General features: G+C 68.7%; 22 protein-coding genes. 15 read left to right on the top strand and 7 right to left on the bottom strand.

Annotation, left to right across the window (positions count from 1 at the left end; all coding sequences use genetic code 11):
* Positions 1-26: 26 nt before the first annotated feature.
* Together CY652_RS05960 and thiL are read right to left on the bottom strand one after the other, a co-directional pair.
* Positions 27-590 (bottom strand): phosphatidylglycerophosphatase A family protein, encoded by a 564-nt coding sequence (locus CY652_RS05960; RefSeq protein WP_102129777.1) that lies wholly within the window; start codon positions 588-590, stop codon positions 27-29.
* The gene (gene thiL, locus CY652_RS05955) at positions 580-1,569 is read right to left on the bottom strand and encodes a thiamine-phosphate kinase (protein ID WP_102129776.1); all 990 of its coding nucleotides are present in this window, start codon (positions 1,567-1,569) and stop codon (positions 580-582) included. The genes CY652_RS05960 and thiL overlap by 11 nt, the downstream gene beginning before the upstream one ends.
* Positions 1,570-1,729: 160 nt before the next feature.
* On the opposite strand from thiL, the gene CY652_RS05950 reads away from it, so the two are divergent.
* The 3 genes from CY652_RS05950 to CY652_RS05940 all read left to right on the top strand — a co-directional run bounded on the left by CY652_RS05950 (position 1,730) and on the right by CY652_RS05940 (position 5,697).
* A complete protein-coding gene (locus CY652_RS05950) occupies positions 1,730-4,024 on the top strand; it encodes an NADP-dependent malic enzyme (RefSeq protein ID WP_102129775.1) in 2,295 nt (764 codons plus the stop codon).
* Between the two features lie 736 nt (positions 4,025-4,760).
* Positions 4,761-5,117, top strand: coding sequence for a ribonuclease (locus CY652_RS05945; RefSeq protein ID WP_102129922.1), 357 nt, complete (start codon positions 4,761-4,763; stop codon positions 5,115-5,117).
* 16 nt (positions 5,118-5,133) lie between these two features.
* Positions 5,134-5,697, top strand: a complete 564-nt coding sequence (locus tag CY652_RS05940; RefSeq protein WP_102129921.1) for a barstar family protein — start codon at positions 5,134-5,136, stop codon at positions 5,695-5,697.
* A gap of 147 nt (positions 5,698-5,844) precedes the next feature.
* Here the strand turns inward: CY652_RS05940 and CY652_RS05935 are convergent, their stop codons facing one another.
* The 3 genes from CY652_RS05935 to speE form a co-directional block, all read right to left on the bottom strand.
* On the bottom strand, positions 5,845-6,585 hold the full coding sequence (locus tag CY652_RS05935; protein ID WP_102129774.1) for a 16S rRNA (uracil(1498)-N(3))-methyltransferase: 741 nt from the start codon (positions 6,583-6,585) through the stop codon (positions 5,845-5,847).
* 19 nt (positions 6,586-6,604) lie between these two features.
* Positions 6,605-7,018 (bottom strand): VOC family protein, encoded by a 414-nt coding sequence (locus tag CY652_RS05930; protein WP_102129920.1) that lies wholly within the window; start codon positions 7,016-7,018, stop codon positions 6,605-6,607.
* A gap of 114 nt (positions 7,019-7,132) precedes the next feature.
* Entirely contained in the window at positions 7,133-7,999 is an 867-nt protein-coding gene (gene speE, locus CY652_RS05925; RefSeq protein WP_258002207.1) for a polyamine aminopropyltransferase, read from the bottom strand.
* A gap of 543 nt (positions 8,000-8,542) precedes the next feature.
* Here speE and tkt point away from each other — a divergent pair.
* Positions 8,543-10,576, top strand: a complete 2,034-nt coding sequence (gene tkt, locus CY652_RS05920) for a transketolase (RefSeq protein WP_102129772.1) — start codon at positions 8,543-8,545, stop codon at positions 10,574-10,576.
* An 89-nt stretch (positions 10,577-10,665) separates the two neighbouring features.
* The gene (gene gap, locus CY652_RS05915; RefSeq protein WP_102129771.1) at positions 10,666-11,676 is read left to right on the top strand and encodes a type I glyceraldehyde-3-phosphate dehydrogenase; all 1,011 of its coding nucleotides are present in this window, start codon (positions 10,666-10,668) and stop codon (positions 11,674-11,676) included.
* 104 nt (positions 11,677-11,780) lie between these two features.
* Here the strand turns inward: gap and fur are convergent, their stop codons facing one another.
* The gene (gene fur, locus CY652_RS05910) at positions 11,781-12,209 is read right to left on the bottom strand and encodes a ferric iron uptake transcriptional regulator (RefSeq protein WP_102129770.1); all 429 of its coding nucleotides are present in this window, start codon (positions 12,207-12,209) and stop codon (positions 11,781-11,783) included.
* Between the two features lie 132 nt (positions 12,210-12,341).
* Here fur and CY652_RS05905 point away from each other — a divergent pair, with 132 nt between their 5' ends.
* The 9 genes from CY652_RS05905 to CY652_RS05865 all read left to right on the top strand — a co-directional run bounded on the left by CY652_RS05905 (position 12,342) and on the right by CY652_RS05865 (position 22,194).
* Positions 12,342-13,268, top strand: coding sequence for an outer membrane protein assembly factor BamE (locus CY652_RS05905; RefSeq protein WP_102129919.1), 927 nt, complete (start codon positions 12,342-12,344; stop codon positions 13,266-13,268).
* Between the two features lie 109 nt (positions 13,269-13,377).
* Positions 13,378-14,175 carry a 4-hydroxy-tetrahydrodipicolinate reductase gene (gene dapB, locus CY652_RS05900; protein WP_102129769.1) on the top strand — a complete coding sequence of 266 codons (798 nt, stop codon included), beginning with the start codon at positions 13,378-13,380 and terminating at the stop codon, positions 14,173-14,175.
* 38 nt (positions 14,176-14,213) lie between these two features.
* Positions 14,214-14,930 (top strand): MotA/TolQ/ExbB proton channel family protein, encoded by a 717-nt coding sequence (locus CY652_RS05895; protein ID WP_102129768.1) that lies wholly within the window; start codon positions 14,214-14,216, stop codon positions 14,928-14,930.
* Between the two features lie 62 nt (positions 14,931-14,992).
* Entirely contained in the window at positions 14,993-15,415 is a 423-nt protein-coding gene (locus CY652_RS05890; protein ID WP_102129767.1) for an ExbD/TolR family protein, read from the top strand.
* A 311-nt stretch (positions 15,416-15,726) separates the two neighbouring features.
* Complete coding sequence (gene leuS, locus CY652_RS05885) at positions 15,727-18,321, top strand: leucine--tRNA ligase (protein WP_102129766.1); 2,595 nt, start codon at positions 15,727-15,729, stop codon at positions 18,319-18,321.
* 66 nt (positions 18,322-18,387) lie between these two features.
* The gene (locus CY652_RS05880) at positions 18,388-18,933 is read left to right on the top strand and encodes an LPS-assembly lipoprotein LptE (RefSeq protein ID WP_102129765.1); all 546 of its coding nucleotides are present in this window, start codon (positions 18,388-18,390) and stop codon (positions 18,931-18,933) included.
* A gap of 42 nt (positions 18,934-18,975) precedes the next feature.
* Positions 18,976-20,112: a DNA polymerase III subunit delta gene (gene holA / locus CY652_RS05875; protein ID WP_102129918.1), complete on the top strand. Its 1,137-nt coding sequence runs from the start codon at positions 18,976-18,978 to the stop codon at positions 20,110-20,112.
* Positions 20,113-20,337: 225 nt separating this feature from the next.
* Positions 20,338-21,609, top strand: a complete 1,272-nt coding sequence (locus CY652_RS05870; RefSeq protein WP_102129764.1) for a glutamate-5-semialdehyde dehydrogenase — start codon at positions 20,338-20,340, stop codon at positions 21,607-21,609.
* Positions 21,610-21,777: 168 nt separating this feature from the next.
* On the top strand, positions 21,778-22,194 hold the full coding sequence (locus CY652_RS05865) for a CopD family protein (RefSeq protein ID WP_102129763.1): 417 nt from the start codon (positions 21,778-21,780) through the stop codon (positions 22,192-22,194).
* Between the two features lie 238 nt (positions 22,195-22,432).
* Here the strand turns inward: CY652_RS05865 and CY652_RS05860 are convergent, their stop codons facing one another.
* Positions 22,433-23,278, bottom strand: a complete 846-nt coding sequence (locus CY652_RS05860; protein WP_102129762.1) for a MurR/RpiR family transcriptional regulator — start codon at positions 23,276-23,278, stop codon at positions 22,433-22,435.
* A 302-nt stretch (positions 23,279-23,580) separates the two neighbouring features.
* On the opposite strand from CY652_RS05860, the gene edd reads away from it, so the two are divergent.
* The gene (gene edd / locus CY652_RS05855; RefSeq protein ID WP_102129761.1) at positions 23,581-25,461 is read left to right on the top strand and encodes a phosphogluconate dehydratase; all 1,881 of its coding nucleotides are present in this window, start codon (positions 23,581-23,583) and stop codon (positions 25,459-25,461) included.
* Positions 25,462-25,464: the final 3 nt, after the last annotated feature.

Raw genomic sequence — 25,464 nt, 5'->3', positions numbered from 1 at the left:
CTGGAGGCCGCGCGTTCAGGTCGGGATCAGGTCGAGATGCGCCAGAGCGCGATGACGAGCAGCGTGAAGAAGGCGGCGACGAGGTCGTCGAACATGATGCCGAAGCCGCCCTTGAACTGGCGGTCGAAGTAGCGGATCGGCGGCGGCTTCACCATGTCGAAGAAGCGGAACACGACGAACGCCCACACCTGGCCGGCGCGGTCGATCGGCATCACCATCAGCATGACGAGCCAGAACGCGACGATCTCGTCCCAGACCACGGCCGACGGGTCGTCGGTGTGCATCGCCTTTGCCGTGAAGCCGGTGATGCCGATGCCCGCCAGGTAGCCGACGATGACGACGAGACCCCATTCGGCCACGTTCAGGTAGCGGTTCAGCAGGTCGAACGACGCCCAGGCGAACAGCGTGCCGGCCGTGCCCGGCGCGATGCGCGACAGGCCGCTGCCGAAGCCGAGCGACACGATGTGCAGCGGATGCGACAGCATGAACGACACGCTCGCGCGGCGCGGCGCGGCTTGCGCGTCCGGCGGCCGGGGGACGAGCGCCCGGGCCGGCTCCTCGGCCGGGGGCGGCGTGGGTTCAGTCTGCATGGAAATGATCGAAGCCTTGCAACGTCAGGGTGAGCGGTGCGCCCGTCGCGTCGTGCCACGCGATGGCGGGCGCCGTGTCGGCGGGGCCGAGCGCAGCTATTGTACCGATGCGCGTCGCGCGCGCGCCGGCCTGTTGCGCGGCCGCCTCGATCGCGCCGCGCTGCGCGGGCGCGGCCGTGAAGCAGAGTTCGTAGTCGTCGCCGCCCGCGAGCGTGCACTGCCGCTGTACCGCGGCGGGCAGGCGGGCGAGCGCAGGCGAGCGCGGCAGCGCGTCGACGTCGATGCGGGCGTTCACGCGCGAGCGTTCGAGAATGTGCAGCAGGTCGCCCGCGAGTCCGTCCGAGATGTCGAGCGCCGCGTGCGCGAGCCCGCGCAGCGCGAGCCCGAGCGCGATGCGCGGCTCCGGATATTCGAGCGCGCGGCGAAACGCGGCCATGTCCCCGGGCGGGGCCGACCACTCGCCGCGCAGCACGCCGAGGCCCGCGCGCGCGTCGCCGGGCGTGCCCGATATCCAGACGTCGTCGCCGGGCCGGGCCGCGTCGCGGCGCAGCGCGGCCTGCGGCGGCACCGAGCCGAACACGGTGAGACAGAGGTTGAGCGGCCCGGCCGTCGTGTCGCCGCCGATCAGCTCGCAGTCGAAGCGATCCGCAAGCTCGAAGAGCCCGTCGCTGAAAGCTTCGAGCCAGGCCTCGCGCGGCGCGGGCAGCGCGAAGGCGAGCGTGAAGCCGAGCGGCGCCGCCCCCATCGCAGCCAGATCCGAGAGGTTGACGGCGAGCGCCTTGTGGCCGAGCGCGCGCGGCTCGATGTCGGGAAAGAAGTGACGCCCTTCGACGAGCATGTCGGTCGAAACGGCCAGCATCTCGCCGGCAAACGGCGCGATCAGCGCGCAATCGTCGCCGATGCCGAGCTCGGCGCGGCGCGTGCGCGAGCGGGCGCGCCGGGCGAAGAAACGGTCGATCAGGGAAAACTCGGAGAGCATGAAGCTGGCCTGTGGCAAACGGAGCATCCGCCGGCTCCGGACCGGCAACCGGCGCGCAACTGACGCAGTATCCATGCCCGAACTGTAAGGAATCGGGCAGGGTATGGAGCTACAATGCGTCGCACAAGTCATTCTAATCCGCACTCGATCACAGCCTCCCATGTCCACGCCCGCCAACACCAAGCTCCGCGAAGCCGCCCTCGACTACCACGAATTTCCGAGCCCCGGAAAGATCGCGATCGCGCCGACCAAGCAGATGATCAACCAGCGCGACCTCGCGCTCGCCTATTCGCCTGGCGTGGCGTTCGCCTGCGAGGAGATCGTCGAGAACCCGCTGAACGCGGCGCGCTTCACGGCGCGCAGCAACCTCGTCGGCGTCGTGACGAACGGCACGGCGGTGCTCGGCCTCGGCAACATCGGCCCGCTCGCCTCGAAGCCGGTGATGGAGGGCAAGGCCGTCCTGTTCAAGAAGTTCGCCGGCATCGACGTGTTCGACATCGAGCTGAACGAGTCGGACCCGCACAAGCTCGTCGAGGTGATCGCCGCGCTCGAGCCGACCTTCGGCGGCATCAACCTCGAGGACATCAAGGCGCCGGACTGCTTCATCGTCGAGCGGGAGTGCCGCAAGCGCATGAAGATTCCGGTCTTCCACGACGACCAGCACGGCACCGCGATCGTCGTGGCGGCGGCCATCACGAACGGCCTGAAAGTGGTCGGCAAGGACATCCGGGAAGTGAAGCTCGTGTCCTCGGGCGCGGGCGCGGCGGCGCTCGCGTGTCTCGACCTGCTCGTCGACCTCGGCCTGCCGCTCGAGAACATCACGGTGACGGACCTGGCCGGCGTGGTCTACAAGGGCCGCGTCGAGCTGATGGACCCGGACAAGGAACGTTTCGCCCGCGAAACGGGCGCGCGCTCGCTGGCCGAGGCGATCGAAGGCGCCGACGTGTTCCTCGGCCTGTCGGCCGGCGGCGTGCTGAAGCAGGACATGGTGAAGCTGATGGCCGCGAAGCCGCTGATCCTCGCGCTCGCGAATCCGACGCCGGAAATCCTGCCGGAACTCGCGCTCGAAGTGCGCCCGGATGCGGTGATCGCGACGGGCCGCACCGATTATCCGAACCAGGTGAACAACGTGCTCGTGTTCCCGTTCCTGTTCCGCGGCGCGCTCGACACGGGCGCAACGACGGTCACGCGGGAAATGGAAATCGCCGCGGTCAACGCGCTCGCCGAGCTGGCGCGCCAGGAGCAGAGCGACGTCGTGGCGGCCGCCTACGGCATCCAGGACCTCTCGTTCGGTCCCGAGTACCTGATTCCGAAGCCGTTCGACCCGCGCCTCATCGTGAAGATCGCGCCGGCCGTGGCGAAGGCCGCGATGGATTCGGGCGTCGCGACCCGTCCGATCGAGGACATGGACGCCTACGAGCAGCACCTGCAGCAGTTCGTCTACCACAGCGGCACGACGATGAAGCCGATCTTCCAGATCGCGCGCAACGTCCCGGCCGACAAGAAGCGCATCGTCTTCGCCGAGGGCGAGGAGGAGCGCGTGCTGCGCGCCATCCAGATCGTGGTCGACGAGAAGATCGCGAAGCCGATCCTGATCGGCCGGCCGGCCGTGATCGAGCAGCGCATCGCGCGCTACGGGCTGCGCCTCGTCGCGGGCCAGGACTACACGGTCGTCAACACCGATCACGACGAGCGTTATCGCGACTTCTGGCAGACCTACGCGAAGATGATGTCGCGCAAGGGCATCACGACGCAGATGGCCAAGCTCGAAATGCGCCGCCGCACGACGCTGATCGGCTCGATGCTCGTGAAGAAGGGCGAGGCCGACGGCATGATCTGCGGCACGATCAGCACGACGCACCGGCACCTGCACTTCATCGACCAGGTGATCGGCAAGCGCGAAGGCTGCAGCGTCTACGCGGCGATGAACGCGCTCGTGCTGCCGAACCGGCAGATCTTTCTCGTCGATACGCACGTGAACGTCGATCCGACGCCCGAGGAACTGGCCGAGATCACGATCCTGGCCGCCGAGGAAGTGCGCCGCTTCGGCGTCGAGCCGAAGGTCGCGCTCGTTTCGCATTCGAATTTCGGTTCGAGCAACGCGCCGACGGCGCAGAAGATGCGCGACGTGCTGGCGCTTCTCAGGGAGCGCGCGCCCGGGCTGGAGGTGGACGGCGAGATGCACGGCGACGTCGCGCTCGACGCGGGCCTGCGCCACGAGGTCCAGCCGGAATCGACGCTCGAGGGCGAGGCGAACCTGCTCGTGATGCCGAACATCGACTCGGCCAACATCGCCTACAACCTGCTGAAGACGGCCGCGGGCAACAACGTCGCGATCGGCCCGATACTGCTTGGCGCCGCGCAGCCGGTGCACGTGCTGACCGCGTCGGCGACGGTGCGCCGGATCGTCAACATGGCCGCGCTGCTCGTGGCGGACGTGAGCGCGGTGCGCTAAAGCCGCGGTCTTTCCCTGCCGGCCGGTTGTCGCCGGGAATCGGCAGGACAAAAAAAGCGGCGTGCCCACGAGCGTGGGCACGCCTTCCAAAAAGACTACCCGCTGACTTGCCGCGCGGCGTTCTATTGCTGCAAGCGGCGGGTAGCCATGCCACTTTTCCATCTCGCTTGGTGCGGAGCAAGCTTATCCTGGCCAGGATAAATCCGGTAGCCGAATTGGGGCGAAAACATTGGCTTGCCCTGTGCCGGATCAACGGCCGACGGGCCGCCCAGGCCGGACATTGCTTCCGGGGGCCATTAGCGATACCCTTACACCTTTCATGGTCGTCAAACGCGCGGTCCGGTAGGCCACGGCCGGTAGACGGACAACGGCGGGCGGGAGAAGTCGGGCCGGCGCGGACTCGGAGCGCAGGACCCAGCGGAAAGTTCGTCGGGAAAATCTGTCGGAGAAGATGGAAAACCCGCGGCAACTCCGAATGACCCGTCGGGAATCTGGCGAAAAGCCGGCGGCAAACAAATCGGCAAGGCAGCAACGGTAAAGCGCAGCGGAAAAACGCGGCAGAAAAAATCTTCTCGCGGCAGGAAATCGGCAGATGGCGTGCAAGTGGCTGCTTGAACGAAACCGGAATCGCACGGGCGGCATAAAGGGAGAGGCGGGCAAAAGGGGCTGGGCCCCGGGTGCCGTTCGTTTCGCGCAGGTCGTCGTAGTCGTGGCGGCGACGCTTGCCGGCGCGGCGATGCCTGCCGCCGAGGCGCGCAGTCATTGGGCCGACCCGGCCGGCACGGCCGACGGGGCGCAGTCCGTCGAGAGCACCGTGGCGCTCGCCCGGTTGCCGCGTGAAGCCGTGAATACCCTGAACCTGGTCGCCGCGGGCGGGCCCTATCCTTACGAGAAGGACGGCATCGTGTTCGGCAATTACGAGCGGCTGCTGCCGCCGCACCGGCGCGGCTATTACCACGAATACACCGTTCCGACGCCCTGGGCGCATAACCGGGGAGCGCGGCGTATCGTCTGCGGCGGGCCGCCGAGGCGGACCGACAACTGCTTTTACTCCAACGACCACTACGCCAGTTTTAAGCGAATTGTTGAATGATATCGGGATGAACGGCATGAGCGATCACATCTACGCGCAAGACCCCCGGGTCGCGAGAGATCTTTTCTCGGCCGGCGAAGGCAACCTGTTCCAGCGCGTCATGCAGATGAAAAGTACCGGAGAAGGCGGGACCAGCAAGAGCGACGCTCCTCGCGCGGCGCTTTCACCGAACGAGGGCCCCATGAGTCTGTTCAGGACGGTCCGGCCGAACATCGTGCAGTCGATCCGCGCGTTTCGCGTGCAGGATCTCGCCGACGCGGCGCGCGAGCTGCAGCAGCATTTTCTCTACGCGCATTGCGCGAATGCCCAGACGCGGCAGGAAGTCCTGGAAACCATTTCCACGTCGTTTCTGTTTCCGAAGCATTTCGGGAAGAACTACGACGGCCTCTACGACTGCCTGACCGATCTGGTGCACAAGGCGGGCGAGCAGCCTGGCTTCGTCGTCGTGCTGGAAGGCTTGCCCGTTGCGCAGAAGTTCGACAAGGACGCGCGCGAGACGCTGCTCGACGTGTTCCGCGAGGCGGCCGAATTCTGGGCCGAGCGCAAGGTCGCGTTCCGCGTGTTTTATTCGTTTGCCTGAACGCGGCCGTATGCCCGCGAGCCGGGCATGAGACGAATCACGAAGCGATGAAAAAAGCCCGCCAGCCGGCGGGCTTTTTTCGTCTGGCGCCGCCATTCCCGCCATTCCCGCCATTCCCGCCATTCCCGCCATTCCCGCCGTTCGCCGTCACCATCCGCCCCAGCGCGCCGCCAGCGCCGCCAGCACGGCGATGCCGGCCGTCTCGGTGCGCAACACGCGCGGCCCGAGTTCCACGGCGACGAAGCCGCGCGCTCCGGCGGCCGTTTCCTCTTCGGGCGAGAGGCCGCCCTCCGGGCCGATCAGCAGCAGCACGTCGCCTGCCGGCGGATCGGCCGGCAACGCCGCGAACGGCCGGCTCGCGCGCGGCGACAGCACGATTCTCAACTGATCGCCGTCCGGCGCGGGCGGCAGCGCGTCGAGCCAGGCGTCGATCTCGCGCGCGGGCTCGACGTCGGGCAGCCGATTGCGTCCGCATTGCTCGCACGCGGCCCGCACGATGCGCTGCCAGTGCGATTGCCGCCGCAGCGCCCGTTCGCCCGAGAGCCGCACGACGCTGCGCGCCGTCGCAAGCGGTGCGAAGCGCGCCACCCCGAGCTCGACAGCTTTCTCGATCAGCCAGTCCATCTTGTCGCCGCCCGCGATGCCCTGGGCGAGCGTGAGCCGGTAGGGCGGTTCGGCCTCGACGTCGCGCCGCTCGCCGATGCGCACGCTCGCATGGCGGCGCTCCAGTTCGACGACTTCGGCGCCGTGCTCGCCGCCCGTGCCGTTGAAGAGCGCGAGCGTGTCGCCGGGTTGCAGGCGCAGCACCTGGACGTGGCGCGCGACTTCGTCGGGCAGCGTGACGAGATCGCCGGGTTCGAGCGGCGCATCGACAAAAAAACGGGGCATCAGGCGGATTCTCGCGGGTTCAGGGCAGGCGGCAGGCCAGCGCCCAGCGGTAGCCGTCGAGATCCTCGATCTGGGCGAAGCGGTCGCCCCAGAACTGGTCCTGCGGCTCGCTCAACGGTTTCGCGCCGGCCGCGAGCGCGCGCGCATAGACGGCATCGACGTCGTCGACATAGAGATAGAACGATTGCGGCGCGACGGCGCCCGCGCTCTTCGGCGTGAGCGCCGCGGAGCCGAACGCGCCTTCCGGCGCGAACATCACGATTAGCTGGTCCCGGTAGGCCATCTCGACGTGCATGAGCGCGCCGTCGTCCTGCACGCTGTCGCGCAGGCTGAAGCCGAAGGCCGCCTCGAAAAAGGCGAGGGTGGCGCGGGCGTCGCGTACCGTCAGGTACGGGGTCAGCCACGGCACGCCGGCCGGTCGTGAGGCAGTCATCAACTTCTCCATTCTTGACGGTGAGCGGGGGGCGCCAGGCCATGGCGGATTCGTTCGCGCGACCCGCCCCGGCGTCGCGGGCGTTTCGCTTCGGGGGCGAACGCCGTGCATGAGTTATCGCGCGAACATCCGTCCTAGTTTATCGCGGGCAATAAAGGGTGCGGCGAAGAGGCCCGCATGCGCGTCCGGGCCGTAGCAGCGCAGTCCGTCGATGCCGCGCGAGGCGAGCCGTTCGGCGATCTGCCGCGCATCCGGCGCGGCCGCGTCGAGCCGGTCGCTGGCGACGGCCATCAGCCACAGCGAGCCGTAGAGCGGCACGAAGGCGCCGAGCGCGCGGACGAACGCGAACGCGTCGCGCAGGCCCTCGAGCAGCGTCGCGATGCGCGCGGCGTGGTGATACGGCGAGCCGAGATGCACGGAAATCAGAGCGTCCTCGCGCATGACCCGCTTGAGCGCCGCGTAGAACGCAGGCGTGTAGAGGCCGGCCGCCGGCGAATCGGGCGGCGTGAGATCGAAGACGACGAGGTCGAAGCGCTCGCGGGTCGCGGCGACGAACCGCGCGGCGTCGCCGATCACGAGTTCGACGCGCGCATCGTCGAACGCACCGCCGCCGACCTCGGGCAGGTGTTCGGCGGTGAGACGCACCACGTCCGGGTCCAGCTCGGCGACGACGATGCGCGCGACCGACGGATGCCGCAGCAGTTGCCGCGCGGCGCCGCCGTCGCCGCCGCCGAGCACGAGCGCCGCCTGCGGCGACGGATGAGCGAGCGCGGCCGGATGGACCATGCATTCGTGATAGACGAACTCGTCGCCGGCGGCGGTCATCGGGCGACCATCGAGCGCGAACAGGCGGCCGAGCTGCGGCGTCTCCCACACCTCGATGCGCTGCCACGCGGTGCGCACGTCCGCGAGCCGGCGGGCGCCGGGAAAGCCGTACAGCGCGTCGGGCGCGGGATGGAAGAGGAGCGGGGCGTTCTTCACGGTCGGTTGCGGGGCGCGGATGGAAGCCGGCGCCCAAAAATGCCGATGCAAGGCAGGCCGGGATGGGGCGCTGCGCCAGCGGACAACGTCGCGATTATATAAGGGGACGCGAGGCTCGCCGTCCGGGCGAGCGTGCCCTGCGCAAGGGAGGCGTGCCCGGCCCGAATGAACGCGGTCGTCCATGCCGCCCGCGCGCGGCCGGAACCGGGCACGAAGCGTGCGCCGTCATGACCGGCAGGCGCGGACGGCGCGCCGCATCGTAGCGGCCGCCGTATCCGTGCGATCCTGCCCGCGCGACGTTCCGGCCCCGCTCGCCGGGGCGGCCTTCCGGCCGTCCGCGCGGGCGGGAATGGCGGTACGATCTGCTAGAATATTTCGCTTTGCAGCCTTGCCCGTTTGCTCTGCCCGTCCGTTTTTCGCGTCCGTCGGCGCCGCATCCGTGCGTCGGGGAACACAAAGGCGAGTGCCGAGCCTCCGGAGCGCCAGCGCTGCTATGCCGATTCGTTCGCGCATGCCGCTTTTTGCACTCTTCCCGGACTCGACATGACGACCTCGTCTCCCGCTTCTCCCCAACTGATGGCCAACGCGATCCGCGTGCTGGCCATGGACGCCGTTCAACAGGCGAATTCCGGCCACCCCGGCATGCCGATGGGCATGGCCGACATCGCCGTGGCGCTCTGGTCGCGCCACCTGCGCCACAATCCCGCCAATCCGCACTGGAGCGACCGCGACCGTTTCGTGCTGTCGAACGGCCATGGCTCGATGCTGCTCTATTCGCTCCTGCATCTGACCGGCTACGACCTGCCCATCGAGGAGTTGAAGAACTTCCGCCAGCTCCATTCGAAGACGCCGGGCCACCCTGAGTACGGCATCACGCCGGGCGTCGAGACGACGACGGGTCCGCTCGGCCAGGGCCTTGGCAACGCGGTCGGCATGGCGCTTGCCGAAGCGCTGCTCGCGGGCGAATTCAACCGGGCCGACGCGAAGATCGTCGATCACCACACTTACGTGTTCCTCGGCGACGGCTGCCTGATGGAAGGCATCTCGCACGAGGCCTGCTCGCTCGCGGGCACGCTCGGCCTGAACAAGCTGATCGGCTTCTACGACGACAACGGCATCTCGATCGACGGCGACGTCGTGCACTGGTTCCACGACGACACGCCGAAGCGCTTCGAGGCCTACGGCTGGAACGTGATTCCGGGCGTGAACGGCCACGACGTCGCGGCCGTGGACGCGGCGATCGCGCAGGCGAAGCGCTCGAACAAGCCCACGCTGATCTGCTGCAAGACCGTGATCGGCAAGGGCGCGCCGACCAAGGAAGGCGGGCACGACGTGCACGGCGCCGCGCTCGGCGCCGAGGAAGTCGCGCGCGCGCGCGCGACGCTCGGCTGGAAGTGGGAGCCGTTCGTCGTGCCGCAGGAAGTCTACGACGCGTGGGACGCGAAAGCCTCGGGCGCGAAGTTCGAGGCGGCGTGGGACGAGGCGTTCGCGCAGTATCGCGCGAAGTATCCGCAGGAGGCCGCCGACTTCGAGCGTCGCGTCGCGGGCAAGCTGCCCGCCGACTGGGCGCAGAAGGCCCAGGCGATCGTCGCCGGCGCGAACCAGCGCGCCGAAACCGTGGCGACGCGCAAGGCCTCGCAGCAGACCCTCGACGGCCTCGCCGCCGTGCTGCCCGAACTGCTCGGCGGCTCGGCCGACCTGACGGGCTCGAATCTCACCAACTGGAAGGCTTCGAAGGCGGTGCGCGCGGCCGGGAACGGCGTCGGCCTCCAGTGGGGCAACTACGTCAACTACGGCGTGCGTGAGTTCGGCATGAGCGCGGCGCTCAACGGGCTTGCCCTGCACGGCGGCTACAGGCCGTTCGGCGGCACGTTCCTGACGTTCTCCGACTACAGCCGCAACGCGCTGCGCGTCGCGGCGCTGATGAAGTCCCCGTCGATCTTCGTGTTCACGCACGATTCGATCGGCCTCGGCGAGGACGGCCCGACGCACCAGTCGATCGAGCAGCTCGCGAGCCTGCGTCTGATCCCGAACATGACGCTCTGGCGTCCGGCCGACACGGTCGAAACCGCGGTGGCCTGGACCCAGGCGATCGAGCATCACGGCCCGTCGTGCCTCGTGTTCAGCCGCCAGAACCTCGCCTTCTCCGAGCGCACCGACGCGCAGATCGCGAACGTCGCGAAGGGCGGCTACGTGCTGCGCGACTGGAACGACGAGATTCCGGCGCGCAAGATCATCCTGATCGCCACGGGCTCCGAGGTGGAACTCGCGCTGAAGGCCGTCGAGCCGCTCGCGCGCGAAGGGATCGGTGCGCGCGTCGTCTCGATGCCGTCGACGAACGCGTTTGACCGTCAGGACGCCGAGTACCGCGAGCGCGTGCTGCCGGCCGGCGTGCGCCGCGTCGCCATCGAAGCGGGCGTGACGGACTACTGGCGCAAGTATGTGGGCCTCGAAGGCGGCGTGGTCGGCATCGACACGTTCGGCGAATCGGCCCCGGCAAGCGTGCTGTTCAAGCACTTCGGCTTCACCATCGAACACATCGTCGCTGCATCGAAAGCAGCGCTTGGCCAGGCGTGACGCGCAAGGAGCCGCGCGCGCCGTCCTGAACGGCGGCGCGCGGTTCGCGCGAGCCCCGGCCCCGCTTTTTTATCCATCAGGAGAGAACCATGACGACCCGCGTCGCAATCAACGGCTACGGCCGGATCGGCCGCAACACGCTGCGCGCCCTTTACGAGAACGGCAAGAAGCACGACATCGAGATCGTGGCGATCAACGACCTCGGTGACGCGAAGACCAACGCGCACCTGACGCAGTACGACACGGCGCACGGCAAGTTTCCGGGCGACGTTTCGGTGGACGGTGACTACCTCGTCGTGAACGGCGACCGGATTCGCGTACTGGCCAACCGCAACCCGGCCGAGCTGCCGTGGGGCGAACTCGGCGTCGACGTGGTGATGGAGTGCACGGGCTTCTTCACGACCAAGGAAAAGGCGAGCGCGCACCTGAAGGGCGGCGCGAAGAAGGTCATCATCTCGGCGCCGGGCGGCAAGGACGTCGACGCGACGATCGTCTACGGCGTGAACCATCACACGCTGAAGGCCGAACACACGGTCATCTCGAACGCCTCGTGCACGACCAACTGTCTCGCGCCGCTCGTCAAGCCGCTGAACGACCGCATCGGCGTCGAGACCGGCCTCATGACGACGATTCACGCCTACACGAACGACCAGGTGCTGACCGACGTCTACCACGAGGACCTGCGCCGCGCGCGCTCGGCCACGCACAGCCAGATCCCGACCAAGACCGGCGCGGCCGCCGCGGTCGGCCTCGTGCTGCCGGAGCTGAACGGCAAGCTCGACGGCTACGCGATCCGCGTGCCGACCATCAACGTGTCGATCGTCGACCTGTCGTTCATCGCGAAGCGCGACACGACGGTCGAGGAAGTCAACGCGATCATGAAGGAAGCCTCGGAAGGCGCGTTGAAGGGCATTCTCGGCTACAACGCGGCGCCGCTCGTCTCGATCGACTTCAACCACAACCCGGCCTCGTCGACGTTCGACTCGACGCTGACCAAGGTGTCGGGCCGGCTCGTGAAGGTGTCGAGCTGGTACGACAACGAGTGGGGTTTCTCGAACCGCATGCTCGACACGGCCGTCGCGTTCGCGAACGCGAAGTGACGCGCGGATAGGAGCGTCGCGTCCCGGCGGGCGCGGCGGCTTCCGACAAAAAAAGCCACGGCGGCTGCCGTGGCTTTTTTGTGGGACGGGCCCGCGTCGCCGGCCTAATGTTTGCGGTGCGGGCAGTTTTCTTTCGTGCAGGCCCCGTAGAGCGCGAGCGCGTGCTCCTGGAGCTTGAAGCCGCGCTCCGTCGCGATGATCTGCTGGCGCTTTTCGATTTCGGGGTCGAAGAATTCCTCGACGAGCCCGCAGTCGAGGCAGACGAGGTGGTCGTGATGGGAACCCTCGTTGAGCTCGAACACGGCCTTGCCGGACTCGAAGTTACTGCGCGTGAGCAGGCCGGCCTGCTCGAACTGGGTCAGCACGCGGTAAACCGTGGCGAGGCCGATGTCCAGCTCCTCGTTCAGCAGGTTCCGGTAGACGTCTTCCGCAGTCAGATGCCGTACCGGGCTGTGCTGAAAAATCTCCAGGATCTTGAGGCGAGGCAGCGTCGCCTTCAGGCCGATATTTTTCAGATCGGTTGGATTGGTCATGACAATAAGTCCCTGGAGTACAATGCTGGGCTCTTATGGTAATGCGTTTTTGCCGTTCAGGTCATCCTCGGCAGAACTTCGAACGAATTCGCAATTCGCGCGGCCTGTCGACAGGCCCGCACGGTGAGGGAAATGATTCCAGAATCCAGAACGATCAGCCGGGGTGGGCGTTTCGCGGGGACCGTGACCGGCACGCTACTGGCCGCCGCGCTCACGGTTCTTGCCGGCTGTTCCGCTTACGACAGCGCGACCCAGCGTATCGCGCAGCACATCACGCCGTACCGGATCACCATTGTGCAGGGCAATTTCGTCTCGAGGGAAGCGGCCGCGCAGATGCACGTGGGCATGACGCGCGCCCAGGTGCGCCAGGTGCTCGGCACGCCGCTCCTGACCGACATGTTCCACGCGAACCGCTGGGATTACGTCTTTTATTTCAAGCGCGGTTCGACCTCGGTCGTGCAGCAGCGTGACCTGGTCGTGTATTTCAACGGCGACAACGTGGCGAGCTGGACGGGCGGCGAGGATCTGCCATCGAATCTGGAGCTGCTGGCCGAAATCGACGGCGACAAGCCGAGCAAGAAGAAGGCGTCGGCCCACCCCCCGAATGCCGCGAGCGCCGCGGTGGCGGCCGCCGCGGCTTCGGCGGCGGGCGTCGCCGCGATCGGGCCGGTCGTGACCGACACCGCCCGCACGACGACGCCCGAACTCGGGGCCGCGACGGCGGCGCTGCCCGTCGACGCGAACGCCGAGGCCGCCGACGCGGCCAACCGCGCGACGAGCGCCGTGCAGACGCCGCCGGCCGGGCAGACGCCTTCGGTGCGCAGCAACGTGCCCAACGTGCCGTCGGCCGGCGACGTGCCCTACGGCAGCAACGGCACGCTGCCCCAGCAGATCCAGCTGCACCGCGCGCCGCCGCCCGGAACGAGCGGACCGCCCGTCAATCCGGTCGGCCCGGCCGCCGGCAGCCAGGGCACCGGGTCCACGAGCGGCCCCGTGCCGTCCCCGAACACGTCGCTTGCCGCGCCGCCGGACGTGTCCGGATCGGGAACGGGCAACTGATTCCGCGGTCCCTGCTTCATCCGCGCCGCGCGCTTCACGGGCGCGCGGTGCGGCTCCGGTGCCCCGCGCGCCGTCGCATCATTCCTGTTCCGCCGTCTCTGGAAAACTCATGAAAATCGCGATTGCCGGCGCATCGGGCCGCATGGGCCGGATGCTCATCGAAACGGTCCTGAACGAGCCCGGCGCGACGCTCTCGGGCGCGCTGGCGCCGCAGGGCGCCGCCTGCCTCGGCGAGGATGCGGGCGCGTTCCTCGGCAGGCGGACCGGCGTTGTCGTGACCGACGACATCGACCGCGTGTTCGCGCAGTCCGACTACCTGATCGACTTCACGCGGCCCGAGGGCACGATGGTCCACGTCGAGGCGGCGCTCAGGCATGGCATCGGGCTCGTGATCGGCACGACGGGCCTCGATGCCGCGCAGAAGGCGCGTCTGCAGGAAGCCGCGCGGAAGATCGGCATCGTATTTGCTGCGAACATGAGCGTCGGCGTGAACGTGACGCTCAAGCTGCTGGAGTTCGCCGCGCGCCATTTCGCGACGGGTTACGACATCGAGATCGTCGAGGCGCACCATCGCCACAAGGTGGACGCGCCGTCGGGCACGGCGCTCGCGATGGGCGAGGCGATCGCCGGCGCGCTCGGCCGCAGTCTCGACGACTGCGCGGTGTACGGCCGCCACGGCGTGACGGGCGAACGCGATCCGTCGACGATCGGCTTCTCGGCGATTCGCGGCGGCGACATCGTCGGCGACCATACCGTGCTGTTCGCCGGCACCGGCGAGCGCATCGAGATCACGCACAAGTCGTCGAGCCGTCTCTCGTACGCGCAGGGCGCGCTGCGCGCCGCGCGTTTTCTCGAGGGCCGCGCGAACGGGCTGTACGATATGCAGGACGTGCTCGGCCTGCGCTGAGCGCATCGAAGCCGGCAAAACCGGAGAGCGAGGGTCGATTGGCAGCGGGTACCGGAGGCGTTATCCATTATCTGCAGGCGGGCGACGCCGTCACGCACGCGGTGGCGTGGGTGCTGCTCGCGATGTCGATCGCGAGCTGGTGCTTCCTGATCGTCAAGAGCTGGGTGCTCCTGCGCGCGAAGCGTCAGGGGCCGCGCGCGCTCGAGCGGTTCTGGCAGTCGCGTTCGCTTTCCGACGGCGTGACGGCGATGCGTTTCGTCGACCGCGAGCGCGTGTTCGTGCCGCTCGCCGAGGCGGCCCTGCTGGCTGCCGAGGCCGACGTGCCGGGCGCGCTGCTCGCGCGCGTCGAGCGCGGCGAGCGGGTGCTGCGCGTGCTGCGCGGCGCGCTCGCGGCCTCTCAGCGCCGGCTCGAGTTCGGCCAGGTGCTGCTCGCCTCCGTGGGCAGCACCGCGCCGTTCGTCGGCCTGCTCGGCACCGTCTGGGGCATCTATCACGCGCTCGGCAGCATCGCCGCCAGCGGCCAGGCGATGATCGAGAACGTCGCCGGGCCGGTCGGCGAGGCGCTCATCATGACCGCGTTCGGCCTCGTCGTCGCGATTCCGGCCGTGCTCGCCTACAACGTGCTGGGGCGGCTCGCGCGGCAACTGTCCGAGGACCTCGACGGTTTCGCGCACGACCTGCACGCCTACGTCTGCGGCGAGTCGGCCGGCGCGGCCCAGCAGGCCGCGCGTGCGGCGCTGTCGGAAGCGGACTGAGGGGTTTGGCAGGCCGAGGGCGGCCGCGCGCCGCGCGGGCATTCATCGGGAAGGAGCATTCGATGGCATTCGGCGGACTCGAACGCAAGCAGTCGTCCGCGCCGATGGCGGACATCAACATGACGCCGCTCATCGACGTGATGCTGGTGTTGCTCGTCATCTTCATCATCACCGCGCCGCTTTTTTCGCATGCGATCCGGCTCGATCTGCCGAAAGTCGCCTCCGCGCCGGCGCCGCAGACGCCGCAGACCGTCACGCTGTCCATCGACGCGGCCGGCAAGCTCTACTGGAACGGCCAGGCCATCTCGCTCGACACCCTGCGCGCGCGTTTCGCGCAGGCCGGCAAGGAGGCCGCGCCGCCGGAACTGCAACTGCGCGCGGCGCGCTCGACCCGCTACGAGGTCATCGCGGAGGTGATGGGCGCGGCCCAGGACGCGGGGCTGGCCCGGATCGGCTTCGTGACCGCGCCGCCCGCGGGGCATTGACCTGCCGTCTGCCCGGGCTGCGCGGGCCGGCGGGTTCGCCTCGACAAGGCGGCGATCCGGTCGACGACGGCGGTCGGGCGGTCCGGGAGCGGCCGATGAGCGGCCAGTGAGCGGCCGATGAGCGCGATCGGCGAATCGTCGACGGGCAACCGGTGAACCCGCGGGCGAATCGACCGCAAGGCGGAAAACCCCGCACGCTCAACGGTATAATCGGCGTTTCCCCGCCACCTGGGGATTCAGAAGCCCGCGCCACCGGGCCGGCGCAGCATCCGGCCCGCGCGCTCCGGCGCCGACTCCGTTTCCATCACACCATGCTCGAAAAATACGTTCCCTCCGACGTCGAATCCGCCGCGCAAGAGGCATGGCGCGCCAGCGACGCCTACCGGACGGCCGAAACGGCCGGCAAGCCCAAGTTCTACTGCGTGTCGATGCTGCCCTATCCGTCGGGCAAGCTTCACATGGGCCATGTGCGGAACTACACGATCAACGACGTGATGTACCGCTATCTGCGGATGAACGGCTACAACGTGCTGATGCCGATGGGCTGGGACGCGTTCGGCATGCCGGCCGAGAACGCCGCCATGGCCAACGGCGTGCCGCCCGCGAAGTGGACCTACGACAACATCGCGTACATGAAGGGCCAGATGCAGGCGATGGGCCTCGCGATCGACTGGTCGCGCGAGATCGCCACCTGCAAGCCCGAGTACTACAAGTGGAACCAGTGGCTGTTCCTGAAGATGCTCGAGAAGGGCATCGCGTACAAGAAGACGGGCACCGTGAACTGGGACCCGGTCGACCAGACCGTGCTCGCCAACGAGCAGGTGATCGACGGGCGCGGCTGGCGCTCGGGCGCGCTTGTCGAAAAGCGCGAGATCCCGATGTACTACATGCGCATCACGCAGTACGCCGACGAGCTCTTGAGCGATCTCGAAGGCCTCGGCTGGCCCGAGCGCGTGAAGGTGATGCAGCAGAACTGGATCGGCAAGAGCTTCGGCGTGAACTTCGGCTTCCCGTACGAACTCGACGGCGAAAAAGCGCTGTTGCGCGTGTTCACGACGCGCGCCGACACGATCATGGGCGTGACCTTCTGCGCGATCGCCGCCGAGCATCCGCTCGCGACGCGTCTCGCCGAGGGCCGGCCCGAGCTCCAGTCGTTCATCGACGAATGCAAGCGCGGCGGCGTCGCCGAGGCCGACGTCGCGACGATGGAGAAGAAGGGCGTCGGCACGGGCTTTTTCGTCACGCATCCGCTCACGCAGCAGCAGGTCGAAGTGTGGATCGGCAACTACGTGCTGATGAGCTATGGCGAAGGCGCGGTGATGGGCGTGCCGGCCCACGACGAGCGCGACTTCGCGTTCGCGAAGAAGTACGGCCTGCCGATCAGTCAGGTGGTGGCGGTCGAAGGCGAGACCTTCTCGACCGACGCGTGGCAGGAATGGTACGGCGACAAGGAGCGCGCCGTCTGCGTCAACAGCGGCCGGTACGACGGCCTCCCGCATGCCGCCGCCGTCGACGCGATCGCGGCCGACCTGAAGGCCGGCGGCTACGGCGACAAGCAGGTCACGTGGCGGCTGCGCGACTGGGGCATTTCGCGCCAGCGCTACTGGGGCACGCCGATCCCGATCATCCATTGCCCGGCATGCGGCGACGTGCCGGTGCCCGAAAAGGACCTGCCCGTCGTGCTGCCCGAGGACCTCGTGCCGGACGGCACGGGCAATCCGCTCGCGAAGTCCGAAGCCTTCGTGAACTGCACGTGCCCGAAGTGCGGCGGCGCGGCGAAGCGCGAGACCGACACCATGGACACGTTCGTCGATTCGTCGTGGTACTTCTCGCGCTACACGGCGCCCGACGCGCCGACCATGGTCGACGCGCGCACCGACTACTGGATGCCGATGGACCAGTACATCGGCGGCATCGAGCACGCCATCCTGCACCTGCTCTACTCGCGCTTCTGGACCAAGGTGATGCGCGACATGGGGCTCGTGAAGTTCGGCGAGCCGGCGAAGAACCTGCTCACGCAGGGCATGGTGCTCAACGAGACGTTCTATCGCGAGGACGCCTCCGGCAAGAAGACCTGGTACAACCCGGCCGACGTCGTCGTCACGCACGACGACAAGGGCCGCCCCGTCGGCGCGACGCTGAACGCCGACGGCCAGCCGGTCGTGCTCGGCGGCGTCGAGAAGATGTCGAAGTCGAAAAACAACGGCGTCGATCCGCAACTGCTGATCGACCAGTACGGCGCGGACACGGCGCGTCTTTTCACGATGTTCGCGGCGCCGCCCGAGCAGCAGCTCGAATGGTCGGGCGCGGGCGTGGAGGGCGCGAGCCGCTTCCTGCGCCGCGTCTGGACGTTCGGCCATGCGAACGCGGCGGCGTTGCGCGAGCGCGCCGGCTTCGACGCCGCGCAACTCGCCGAACCCGAGAAGGCGCTGCGCCGCGAGATCCACGGCGTGCTCCGCCAGGCCGACTTCGACTATCAGCGCCTGCAGTACAACACGGTCGTCTCGGCGGCGATGAAGATGCTCAACGCGCTCGAAGGCGCGCGCGACGCGCGGCCTGCCGTGCTGCGCGAAACCTTCGGCGTGCTGCTGCGCGCGCTCTATCCGGTCGTGCCGCACGTCACGTTCCGCCTCTGGACGGAGCTCGGCTACGCGGACGAATTCGGTTCGCTGCTCGATGCGCCCTGGCCGAAGGTCGACGAAAACGCGCTGGAGCAGGCCGAGATCGAGCTCGTGCTGCAGGTGAACGGCAAGGTGCGCGGCGCGCTGACGGTCGCGAAGGACGCGCCGCGCGAGGCCATCGAGGCCGCGGCGCTCGCCCACGAGATGTTCGCGAGATTCGGCGAAGGCAAGCCGCCGAAGAAGATCGTCGTCGTGCCGGGCCGGCTCGTGAATGTCGTCGTCTAGGGGAACGGCGGGCGCCGGGGTGCCCGCCGAAACCGTCTTCAATCTGTCGCGAACCTGGGAGCCCTCGTGATTCGCAGAACGTTCCTGATAATGGCGCTCGGTACGCTGACGCTATCCGCCTGCGGCTTCCAGCTACGCGGCGAGGAGAACTACGCGTTCAAGCGCCTCGCGATCGTCGGTGCCGCGGCGCCCGTGGCCGCGCGCCTCACGCGCTACGTCGAGGCCGGCAGCGACTCGGTGGTCGTCAATTCCACGGCCGACGCCGACGCGGTGCTGCACGTCAGCGAGTCGCGCGGCTGGGCCACGCTCACGCTCAGCTCGCTCGGCGTGGTCGAGGAGTATCAGCTCAACTACTCGCTGAACTATTCGCTCACCGGCGCGGACGGCACGCCGCTCATCGCGCAGAGCACGATCGCGCTCGATCGCGCCATGACCTATAGCGACCAGTATTCGCAGGCCAAGAACGCGGAATCGGACCTGCTGTTCGCCGACATGCAGAACGACGCGGTGGACCAGTTGACGCGCCGTCTCGCCGTGCTCAAGTCGCTGCATCCGGCGCAGCCCGTGCCGGGCGTCGGGCCGCACGCGCCGCTGCCGCCGCCGCCGCTCTGATCATGCGCTTTTCCGCGTCCCTTTCCTGAACGGATGGCCGTCATGCAACTGCGACTCGACGCGCTCGAACCGCATCTCGCGAAGGGCCTGTCCGGCCTCTACGTCGTCTACGGCGACGAGCATCTGCTCGTCCAGGAGGCCTGCGACCGCATTCGGGCCGCCGCGCGCGCGACCGGCTTCACGGAGCGCTCGACGTTTACCGTCGAGCGCGGTTTCGACTGGAGTTCGCTGCTCGGCGCGAGCCAGTCGATGTCGCTGTTCGGCGACCGCCAACTTGTCGAGCTGCGGATTCCGTCGGGCAAGCCCGGCAAGGAGGGCGCGGATGCGCTGAAGTCGCTCGCCGCCTCGGACAATCCCGACGTGCTCGTGCTGATCACGCTGCCGAGGCTCGACGCGGCGACGCAGAAGTCCGCCTGGTTCACGGCGCTCGCCGAAGCCGGCGCGGCGCTGCGCATCGATCCTGTCGAGCGCGCGCAACTGCCGAACTGGATCGGCCAGCGGCTCGCCCAGCAGGGGCAGCGCGTCGCGGCCGGCGAAGACGGGCGGCGCGCGTTGCAGTTCGTCGCGGAGCGCGTGGAAGGCAATCTGCTCGCCGCCCATCAGGAAATCCAGAAGCTCGGCCTGCTCTATCCGGAGGGCGCGCTCAGCTTCGAGCAGGTGCACGACGCCGTGCTCAACGTGGCGCGCTACGACGTGTTCAAGCTGAACGAGGCGATGCTCGCGGGCGACGTCGGGCGGCTCGCGCGCATGCTCGACGGTCTGCGCGGCGAGGGCGAGGCGACGGTGCTCGTGCTCTGGGCGCTCGTCGAGGAAGTCCGCACGCTGCTGCGCATCAAGCGCGGCGTCGCGGCCGGCAAGCCGCTCGCGACGCTCCTGCGCGAGAACCGCGTCTGGGGGCCGCGCGAACGGTTGGTCGGGCCGGCGCTCGGGCGGCTGACCGAGGCGGGGCTCGAACGAGGGCTTGCGCTGGCCGCGAAGCTCGACCGGCAGGTGAAGGGGCTCTGGGCCGGCGCGCGAGGCGAGTGGCGCCATGCCCTGCCGCCCGACGCCTGGGACGGGCTCTTCGAACTGGCGATGGCCGTCGCGGCGCCGCGCGAGGCGCCGCCGCCGGCCGGCCGCGCGTCGGTCCGGCCGCCGCCTCGAACCGCGACCGCCGCGCCGGGGCGCCGCTCATCCTGACGCCCGTCGTCCGCCGGCGAGCGCCGCCGCAAACGCCGCAGCCGCAACGACGGCCGCAACCGCGGGCGGCGTAGCCAGGCCGAGATGCAGCGCGGCCCACCTGGCCTACCCAGCGTCCGCCCAGTCCGCCCGGCGCGGGCAAAGCCGGGCACGAGGACTTACAATCGGGCCATCTTCCTTCGATCGACGCCGCCCTTATCGGGCGCGCTGCTTCACGACAGACTTATGGATATCGACCAGTACATGACCGATCTCGGTCGCCGCGCCCGCGAGGCGTCGCGCGCGATGGCGCGGGCCTCGACGGCGGCGAAGAACGCCGCGCTCGACTCGATCGCGCAGTCGATCGGGCGCGAGGCCGCGCGACTCCGGGAAGCGAACGCCCGCGACCTTTCCCGTGCGCGGGAGAAGGGGCTCGACGCGGCTTTCATCGACCGCCTGACGCTTTCCGACAAGGCGATCGATACGATGGTCGAGGGCTTGAGGCAGGTCGCGGCGCTGCCCGACCCGATCGGCGAGATCGGCAATCTCAAGTACCGGCCGAGTGGCATCCAGGTCGGCCAGATGCGCGTGCCGCTCGGCGTGGTCGGCATCATCTACGAGTCGAGGCCGAACGTGACGATCGACGCCGCCGCGCTGTGCCTGAAGTCGGGCAACGCGACGATCCTGCGCGGCGGCTCCGAGGCGCTCGAATGCAACACGGCGCTCGCCGGGCTGATCGGCGAAGGGCTCGCGGCGGCGGGCCTGCCGCAGGACGCGGTGCAGGTCGTCGGCACGCCGGACCGCGCGGCGGTCGGCAAGCTCGTGACGATGACCGAATACGTCGACGTGATCGTGCCGCGCGGCGGCAAGAGCCTGATCGCGCGGCTCATGGCCGAGGCGCGCGTGCCGATGATCAAGCACCTCGACGGCATCTGTCACGTCTACGTCGACGACGGCGCGGACATGACGAAGGCGCTCAACGTCTGCGACAACGCGAAGACGCACCGCTACGGCACCTGCAACACGATGGAGACGCTGCTCGTCGCGCGCGGCATCGCGCCGACCGCGCTGCCGCCGCTCGGGCGGCGCTATCGCGAGAAGGGCGTCGAGCTGCGCGTCGATCCGGCCGCGCGCGCGGTTCTTTCGGCGGCCGGCGTCGGCCCGCTCGTCGACGCGACCGAAGAAGACTGGCGCACAGAATATCTCGCGCCGGTGCTCGCGATCCGGGTGGTCGACGGCCTCGACGCGGCGATCGAGCACATCAATACCTACGGTTCCGCGCATACCGACGCGATCGTCACCGAGGACCACGACCGCGCCATGCGGTTTTTGCGCGAAGTGGATTCGGCGAGCGTGATGGTCAACGCCTCGACGCGCTTCGCCGACGGCTTCGAATTCGGGCTCGGGGCCGAGATCGGCATTTCCAACGACAAGCTGCACGCGCGCGGCCCGGTCGGGCTCGAAGGGCTGACCTCGCTGAAGTACGTCGTGCTGGGGCACGGCGAAGGGCGGCAGTAGGCGAGGCGGCGCGGCGGCGGCTTCTCTGTCGACGCCGCCGGCGCCGTCGGCGTCCGCCGCAGGCGCGCAACGGGCCGGTCGTACATGCCGTGCCCGCATCGCCCGTCTCCCGTCTCCCGGCTTCTCCTCCCCCGATTTTTCCCCCCAACCCGCCACCTGGGATTACCGATGCTCTGGGTCAAGACGTTTCATATCGTTCTGGTCGCTTCCTGGTTCGCCGGCCTCTTCTACCTGCCGCGCATCTTCGTCAACCTCGCGATGGAGACCGAGCCCGCCGTCGTGCAGCGGCTGCTCGTCATGGCGCGCAAGCTCTACCGGTTCATGACGCTGATCGCCGTGCCCGCGCTGCTCTGCGGCCTCTGGCTCTGGCTCGTGGTCGGCATCGGGCGCGGCCAGGGCTGGATTCACGCAAAGGTCGGCGTCGTGGTGCTGCTCATCGTCTATCACGCCTATTGCGGCCGGCTGCTCGCGGCGTTCGAGCGCGGCGAGAATCGTCATTCCGACCGGTGGTATCGGGTGTTCAACGAGCTGCCGGTGCTGGGGATGCTGGCCGCCGTGGCGCTGGTGGTCGTCAAGCCGTTCTGACCGGCTTCGGCCTTAAAGCCCGTCGTCGCGCAGGCGCCCTCCGTGAGGGCGCCTTTTTTATTTCACGCGTTGCCGGGCGTGCATGGCGGGGCGTTCGCCACGTCGGCGATGCCTTCTCATTCCGTCGAGTTTCGTCAACGAAGCATCGTGCTCCACCATTTCTCGACGGGTGACTCTACCGTTGGCGCGCTGCAGAACGTCGCAGAACAGGCGCTACGCCTTTTTCCTCGCCCCGCCCTCAGCCCTGCGGCTCGATGCGCCGGTGCGAGAGCAGGTCCTTCGCGCCGGCCAGCTTCTCGGCCAGCTCGGGGCCGCGATGCAGCGCGACGCCCACGGCCAGGATGTCGCCGATGGCGAGGTGCGAGGTGCGCGAGGTCATCGGAGAGAACACGTCGGTTTCCTCGTCGACGTTCGCGTGCAGGCCCACGGTCGCGAGCTGGGCGAGCGGCGAGGTGCCGTGCGTGATGGCGATCACGCGCGCGCCGCCCGCGAGCGCCGCGCGCGCGGCGTCGACGATGTCGAGCGTGCGCCCGGTGTTCGAGATCGCGACGACGACGTCGCCCGGGCCGAGCAGCGCCGCCGACATCAGGAACGTGTGCGGGTCCGAATAGGCGACGCTCGGCATGCCGAGCCGGAAGAACTTGTGCTGGATGTCCTGGGCGGCGATGCCGGAACCGCCCGCGCCGTAGAACTCGATGCGCGAGGCCCGCGCGAGCAGGTCGATGGCGGCGGCCACCGCGTCCGTCGAGAGGTTGTTGCGCACCTGGAGCAGCGCGCCGATGGTCCGCTCGAGCACCTTCGCCGCGACGCCCGCCACGGGCTCGTCGGGCCGCACGTCGCGATAGACGGCCGGCAGGTCGCCGGCGACGGCCTGTGCCAGCCGGATCTTGAACTCGCGGAACCCGGAAAAGCCGAGCGCGTGGCAGAAGCGCGCGATGGTCGGCTGGCTGACGTCCGCGCGCCGGGCGACCTCGGTCATCGAGAGGTCGAGCACCTCGCGCGGCGCTTCGACGACGTAGTCGGCGAGCTTGCGCTCGGACGGGCGCAACTGCTCGCGCATGGCCTGCACCTGGGAAAGCAGCATCGGGAAACTCGCACTATGCTGAATGATCGGGGGACTATAGCGGATCGAAAGAATTGTACAAAAACTACAAATCGTTTGTTTTCGCCGTTCCTGGCGATGGGCCGGATCGGCCGGCATCTAAAAACACATTGAGTCGATATTTTAGGCTGTTGCGGGCGAAGTGAGCGGGACGATGGGCGGAACCTGGGATTTGCCCGGATTGTGGATATGTAGTTTTTCTACTAACATCGTCGAGCCTGTTCAGGACCGTCCGGCGGGCGCGGCACGAGGCCTGCGCAGTCGGGATACATGAAGGAGATTCGATGGTTTCCCCGCATTCGCAACTGCTGAACGTGACGGCGCGCGTGATCGCGCGCAGCAGGCCGACGCGCGAGGCCTATCTGGCGCGCATCGCGGCGGCCGAGGGGCAGTTCCCCGCGCGCGGGACGCTCTCGTGCGCCAATCTCGCCCACGGCTTCGCCGGCCTCGAAGGCCCCGACAAGCGGGCGATCAAGACGATCCGCGAGCCCAACATCGGAATCGTCTCGGCCTACAACGAGATGCTCTCGGCGCACGCGCCGTACCGCACGTTCCCCGACCTCATCAAGGCCGCCGCGCGCGAGAGCGGCGGCGTCGCGCAGTTCGCGGGCGGCGTGCCGGCCATGTGCGACGGCATCACCCAGGGCAACGCGGGCATGGAGCTGTCGCTCTTCTCGCGAGAAGTGATCGCGATGAGCACGGCCGTCGCGCTCACGCACAACATGTTCGACGCGGCGCTGTGCCTCGGCATTTGCGACAAGATCGTGCCGGGCCTTCTGATCGGCGCGCTGCAGTTCGGGCATCTGCCGACGATTTTCGTGCCGGCCGGCCCGATGACGAGCGGCCTCTCCAACGACGAGAAGGCGAAGGTCCGCCAGCAGTTCGCGACGGGCCAACTGGGCCGCGATGCGCTGCTCGAGGCCGAGGCGGCGGCCTACCACGGCCACGGCACCTGCACGTTCTACGGCACGGCCAATAGCAACCAGATGCTGATGGAGGTGATGGGGCTGCATCTGCCCGGCGCCGCGTTCGTCCATCCCCACACGCCGCTGCGCGACGCGCTGACGGCCGAGGCCGCGCGCCGCGTGCTCGCGCTCACCCACGAGCGCGGCCAGTACACGCCGATCGGCCGCGTGATCGACGAGAAGGCGATCGTCAACGGCATCGTTGCGCTGCTCGCGACGGGCGGCTCGACCAATCACACGCTGCACCTCGTCGCCATCGCGCGCGCGGCCGGCATCGTGATCGACTGGGACGACTTCGACACGCTCTCGCAGGTCGTGCCACTGCTCGCGCGCGTCTACCCGAACGGCAAGGCCGACGTGAACCATTTCCACGCGGCGGGCGGCATCGCGTTCCTCGTGCGCAGCCTGCTCGACGGCGGCCTGCTGCACGAGGATGTCAGGACCGTCGCCGGCGACGGCCTCGCGCACTACACGCGGGAGCCGAAGCTCATCGACGGTCGGCTCGTCTGGGAAGCGGGCGCCGCGCAAAGTCTGGACACGGCGGTGCTGCGCGGCATCGATGAGCCGTTCCAGCCCGATGGCGGCCTGCGCCTCATGCAGGGCAAGCTCGGACGCGGCGTGATCAAGGTGTCGGCGGTCGCGCCCGAGCGGCGCACGGTGAGGGCGCCCGCGATCGTGTTCGATTCGCAGGAGGCGGTGCAGGCCGCCTTCGACGCGGGCGAGCTCAGGCGCGATTTCGTGGCCGTGGTGCGCTTCCAGGGCGCGCGCGCGAACGGCATGCCGGAGCTGCACCGCCTGACGCCGCTGCTCGGCGTGCTGCAGGACCAGGGGTTCCACGTCGCGCTCGTGACCGACGGCCGTATGTCGGGCGCCTCGGGCAAGGTGCCCGCGGTGATCCACGTGTCGCCCGAAGCGCTGCTGCACGGGCCGATCGGCAAGGTGCGCGATGGCGACATGATCGTCATCGACGCGCAGGCCGGCGTGCTCGACGTCGAAGCGGACGAGGCCGAGTGGGCTGCACGTCCCGTCGCGCAGCCCGCGCATCAGCCGGGCAACGAGGTCGGCTTCGGCCGCGAACTGTTCGGCGTCTTCCGCGCGGCGGCCGCGCCGGCGGAGCTCGGCGCGTCGGTGTTCGGGCCGCTCGCCGGCGAGGCCGGCGTTTCCCATGCCGGCCGCGAAACGCATCTTCAAGGAGTCTGAACC

The sequence above is a fragment of the Burkholderia sp. WAC0059 genome (assembly GCF_002870125.1).
Classification (GTDB): Bacteria; Pseudomonadota; Gammaproteobacteria; order Burkholderiales; family Burkholderiaceae; genus Paraburkholderia.
This window is presented reverse-complemented; position numbering and strand designations above follow the sequence as displayed.

Bases quoted from the DNA above. Each gene is read 5' to 3' on its own strand.
- CY652_RS05960 (WP_102129777.1), bottom strand. From the start codon at position 590: ATGCAGACTGAACCCACGCCGCCCCCGGCCGAGGAGCCGGCCCGGGCG.
- thiL (WP_102129776.1), bottom strand. From the start codon at position 1,569: ATGCTCTCCGAGTTTTCCCTGATCGACCGTTTCTTCGCCCGGCGCGCC.
- CY652_RS05950 (WP_102129775.1), top strand. From the start codon at position 1,730: ATGTCCACGCCCGCCAACACCAAGCTCCGCGAAGCCGCCCTCGACTAC.
- CY652_RS05945 (WP_102129922.1), top strand. From the start codon at position 4,761: ATGCCTGCCGCCGAGGCGCGCAGTCATTGGGCCGACCCGGCCGGCACG.
- CY652_RS05940 (WP_102129921.1), top strand. From the start codon at position 5,134: ATGAGCGATCACATCTACGCGCAAGACCCCCGGGTCGCGAGAGATCTT.
- CY652_RS05935 (WP_102129774.1), bottom strand. From the start codon at position 6,585: ATGCCCCGTTTTTTTGTCGATGCGCCGCTCGAACCCGGCGATCTCGTC.
- CY652_RS05930 (WP_102129920.1), bottom strand. From the start codon at position 7,018: ATGACTGCCTCACGACCGGCCGGCGTGCCGTGGCTGACCCCGTACCTG.
- tkt (WP_102129772.1), top strand. From the start codon at position 8,543: ATGACGACCTCGTCTCCCGCTTCTCCCCAACTGATGGCCAACGCGATC.
- gap (WP_102129771.1), top strand. From the start codon at position 10,666: ATGACGACCCGCGTCGCAATCAACGGCTACGGCCGGATCGGCCGCAAC.
- fur (WP_102129770.1), bottom strand. From the start codon at position 12,209: ATGACCAATCCAACCGATCTGAAAAATATCGGCCTGAAGGCGACGCTG.
- CY652_RS05905 (WP_102129919.1), top strand. From the start codon at position 12,342: ATGATTCCAGAATCCAGAACGATCAGCCGGGGTGGGCGTTTCGCGGGG.
- dapB (WP_102129769.1), top strand. From the start codon at position 13,378: ATGAAAATCGCGATTGCCGGCGCATCGGGCCGCATGGGCCGGATGCTC.
- CY652_RS05890 (WP_102129767.1), top strand. From the start codon at position 14,993: ATGGCATTCGGCGGACTCGAACGCAAGCAGTCGTCCGCGCCGATGGCG.
- leuS (WP_102129766.1), top strand. From the start codon at position 15,727: ATGCTCGAAAAATACGTTCCCTCCGACGTCGAATCCGCCGCGCAAGAG.
- holA (WP_102129918.1), top strand. From the start codon at position 18,976: ATGCAACTGCGACTCGACGCGCTCGAACCGCATCTCGCGAAGGGCCTG.
- CY652_RS05870 (WP_102129764.1), top strand. From the start codon at position 20,338: ATGGATATCGACCAGTACATGACCGATCTCGGTCGCCGCGCCCGCGAG.
- CY652_RS05865 (WP_102129763.1), top strand. From the start codon at position 21,778: ATGCTCTGGGTCAAGACGTTTCATATCGTTCTGGTCGCTTCCTGGTTC.
- CY652_RS05860 (WP_102129762.1), bottom strand. From the start codon at position 23,278: ATGCTGCTTTCCCAGGTGCAGGCCATGCGCGAGCAGTTGCGCCCGTCC.
- edd (WP_102129761.1), top strand. From the start codon at position 23,581: ATGGTTTCCCCGCATTCGCAACTGCTGAACGTGACGGCGCGCGTGATC.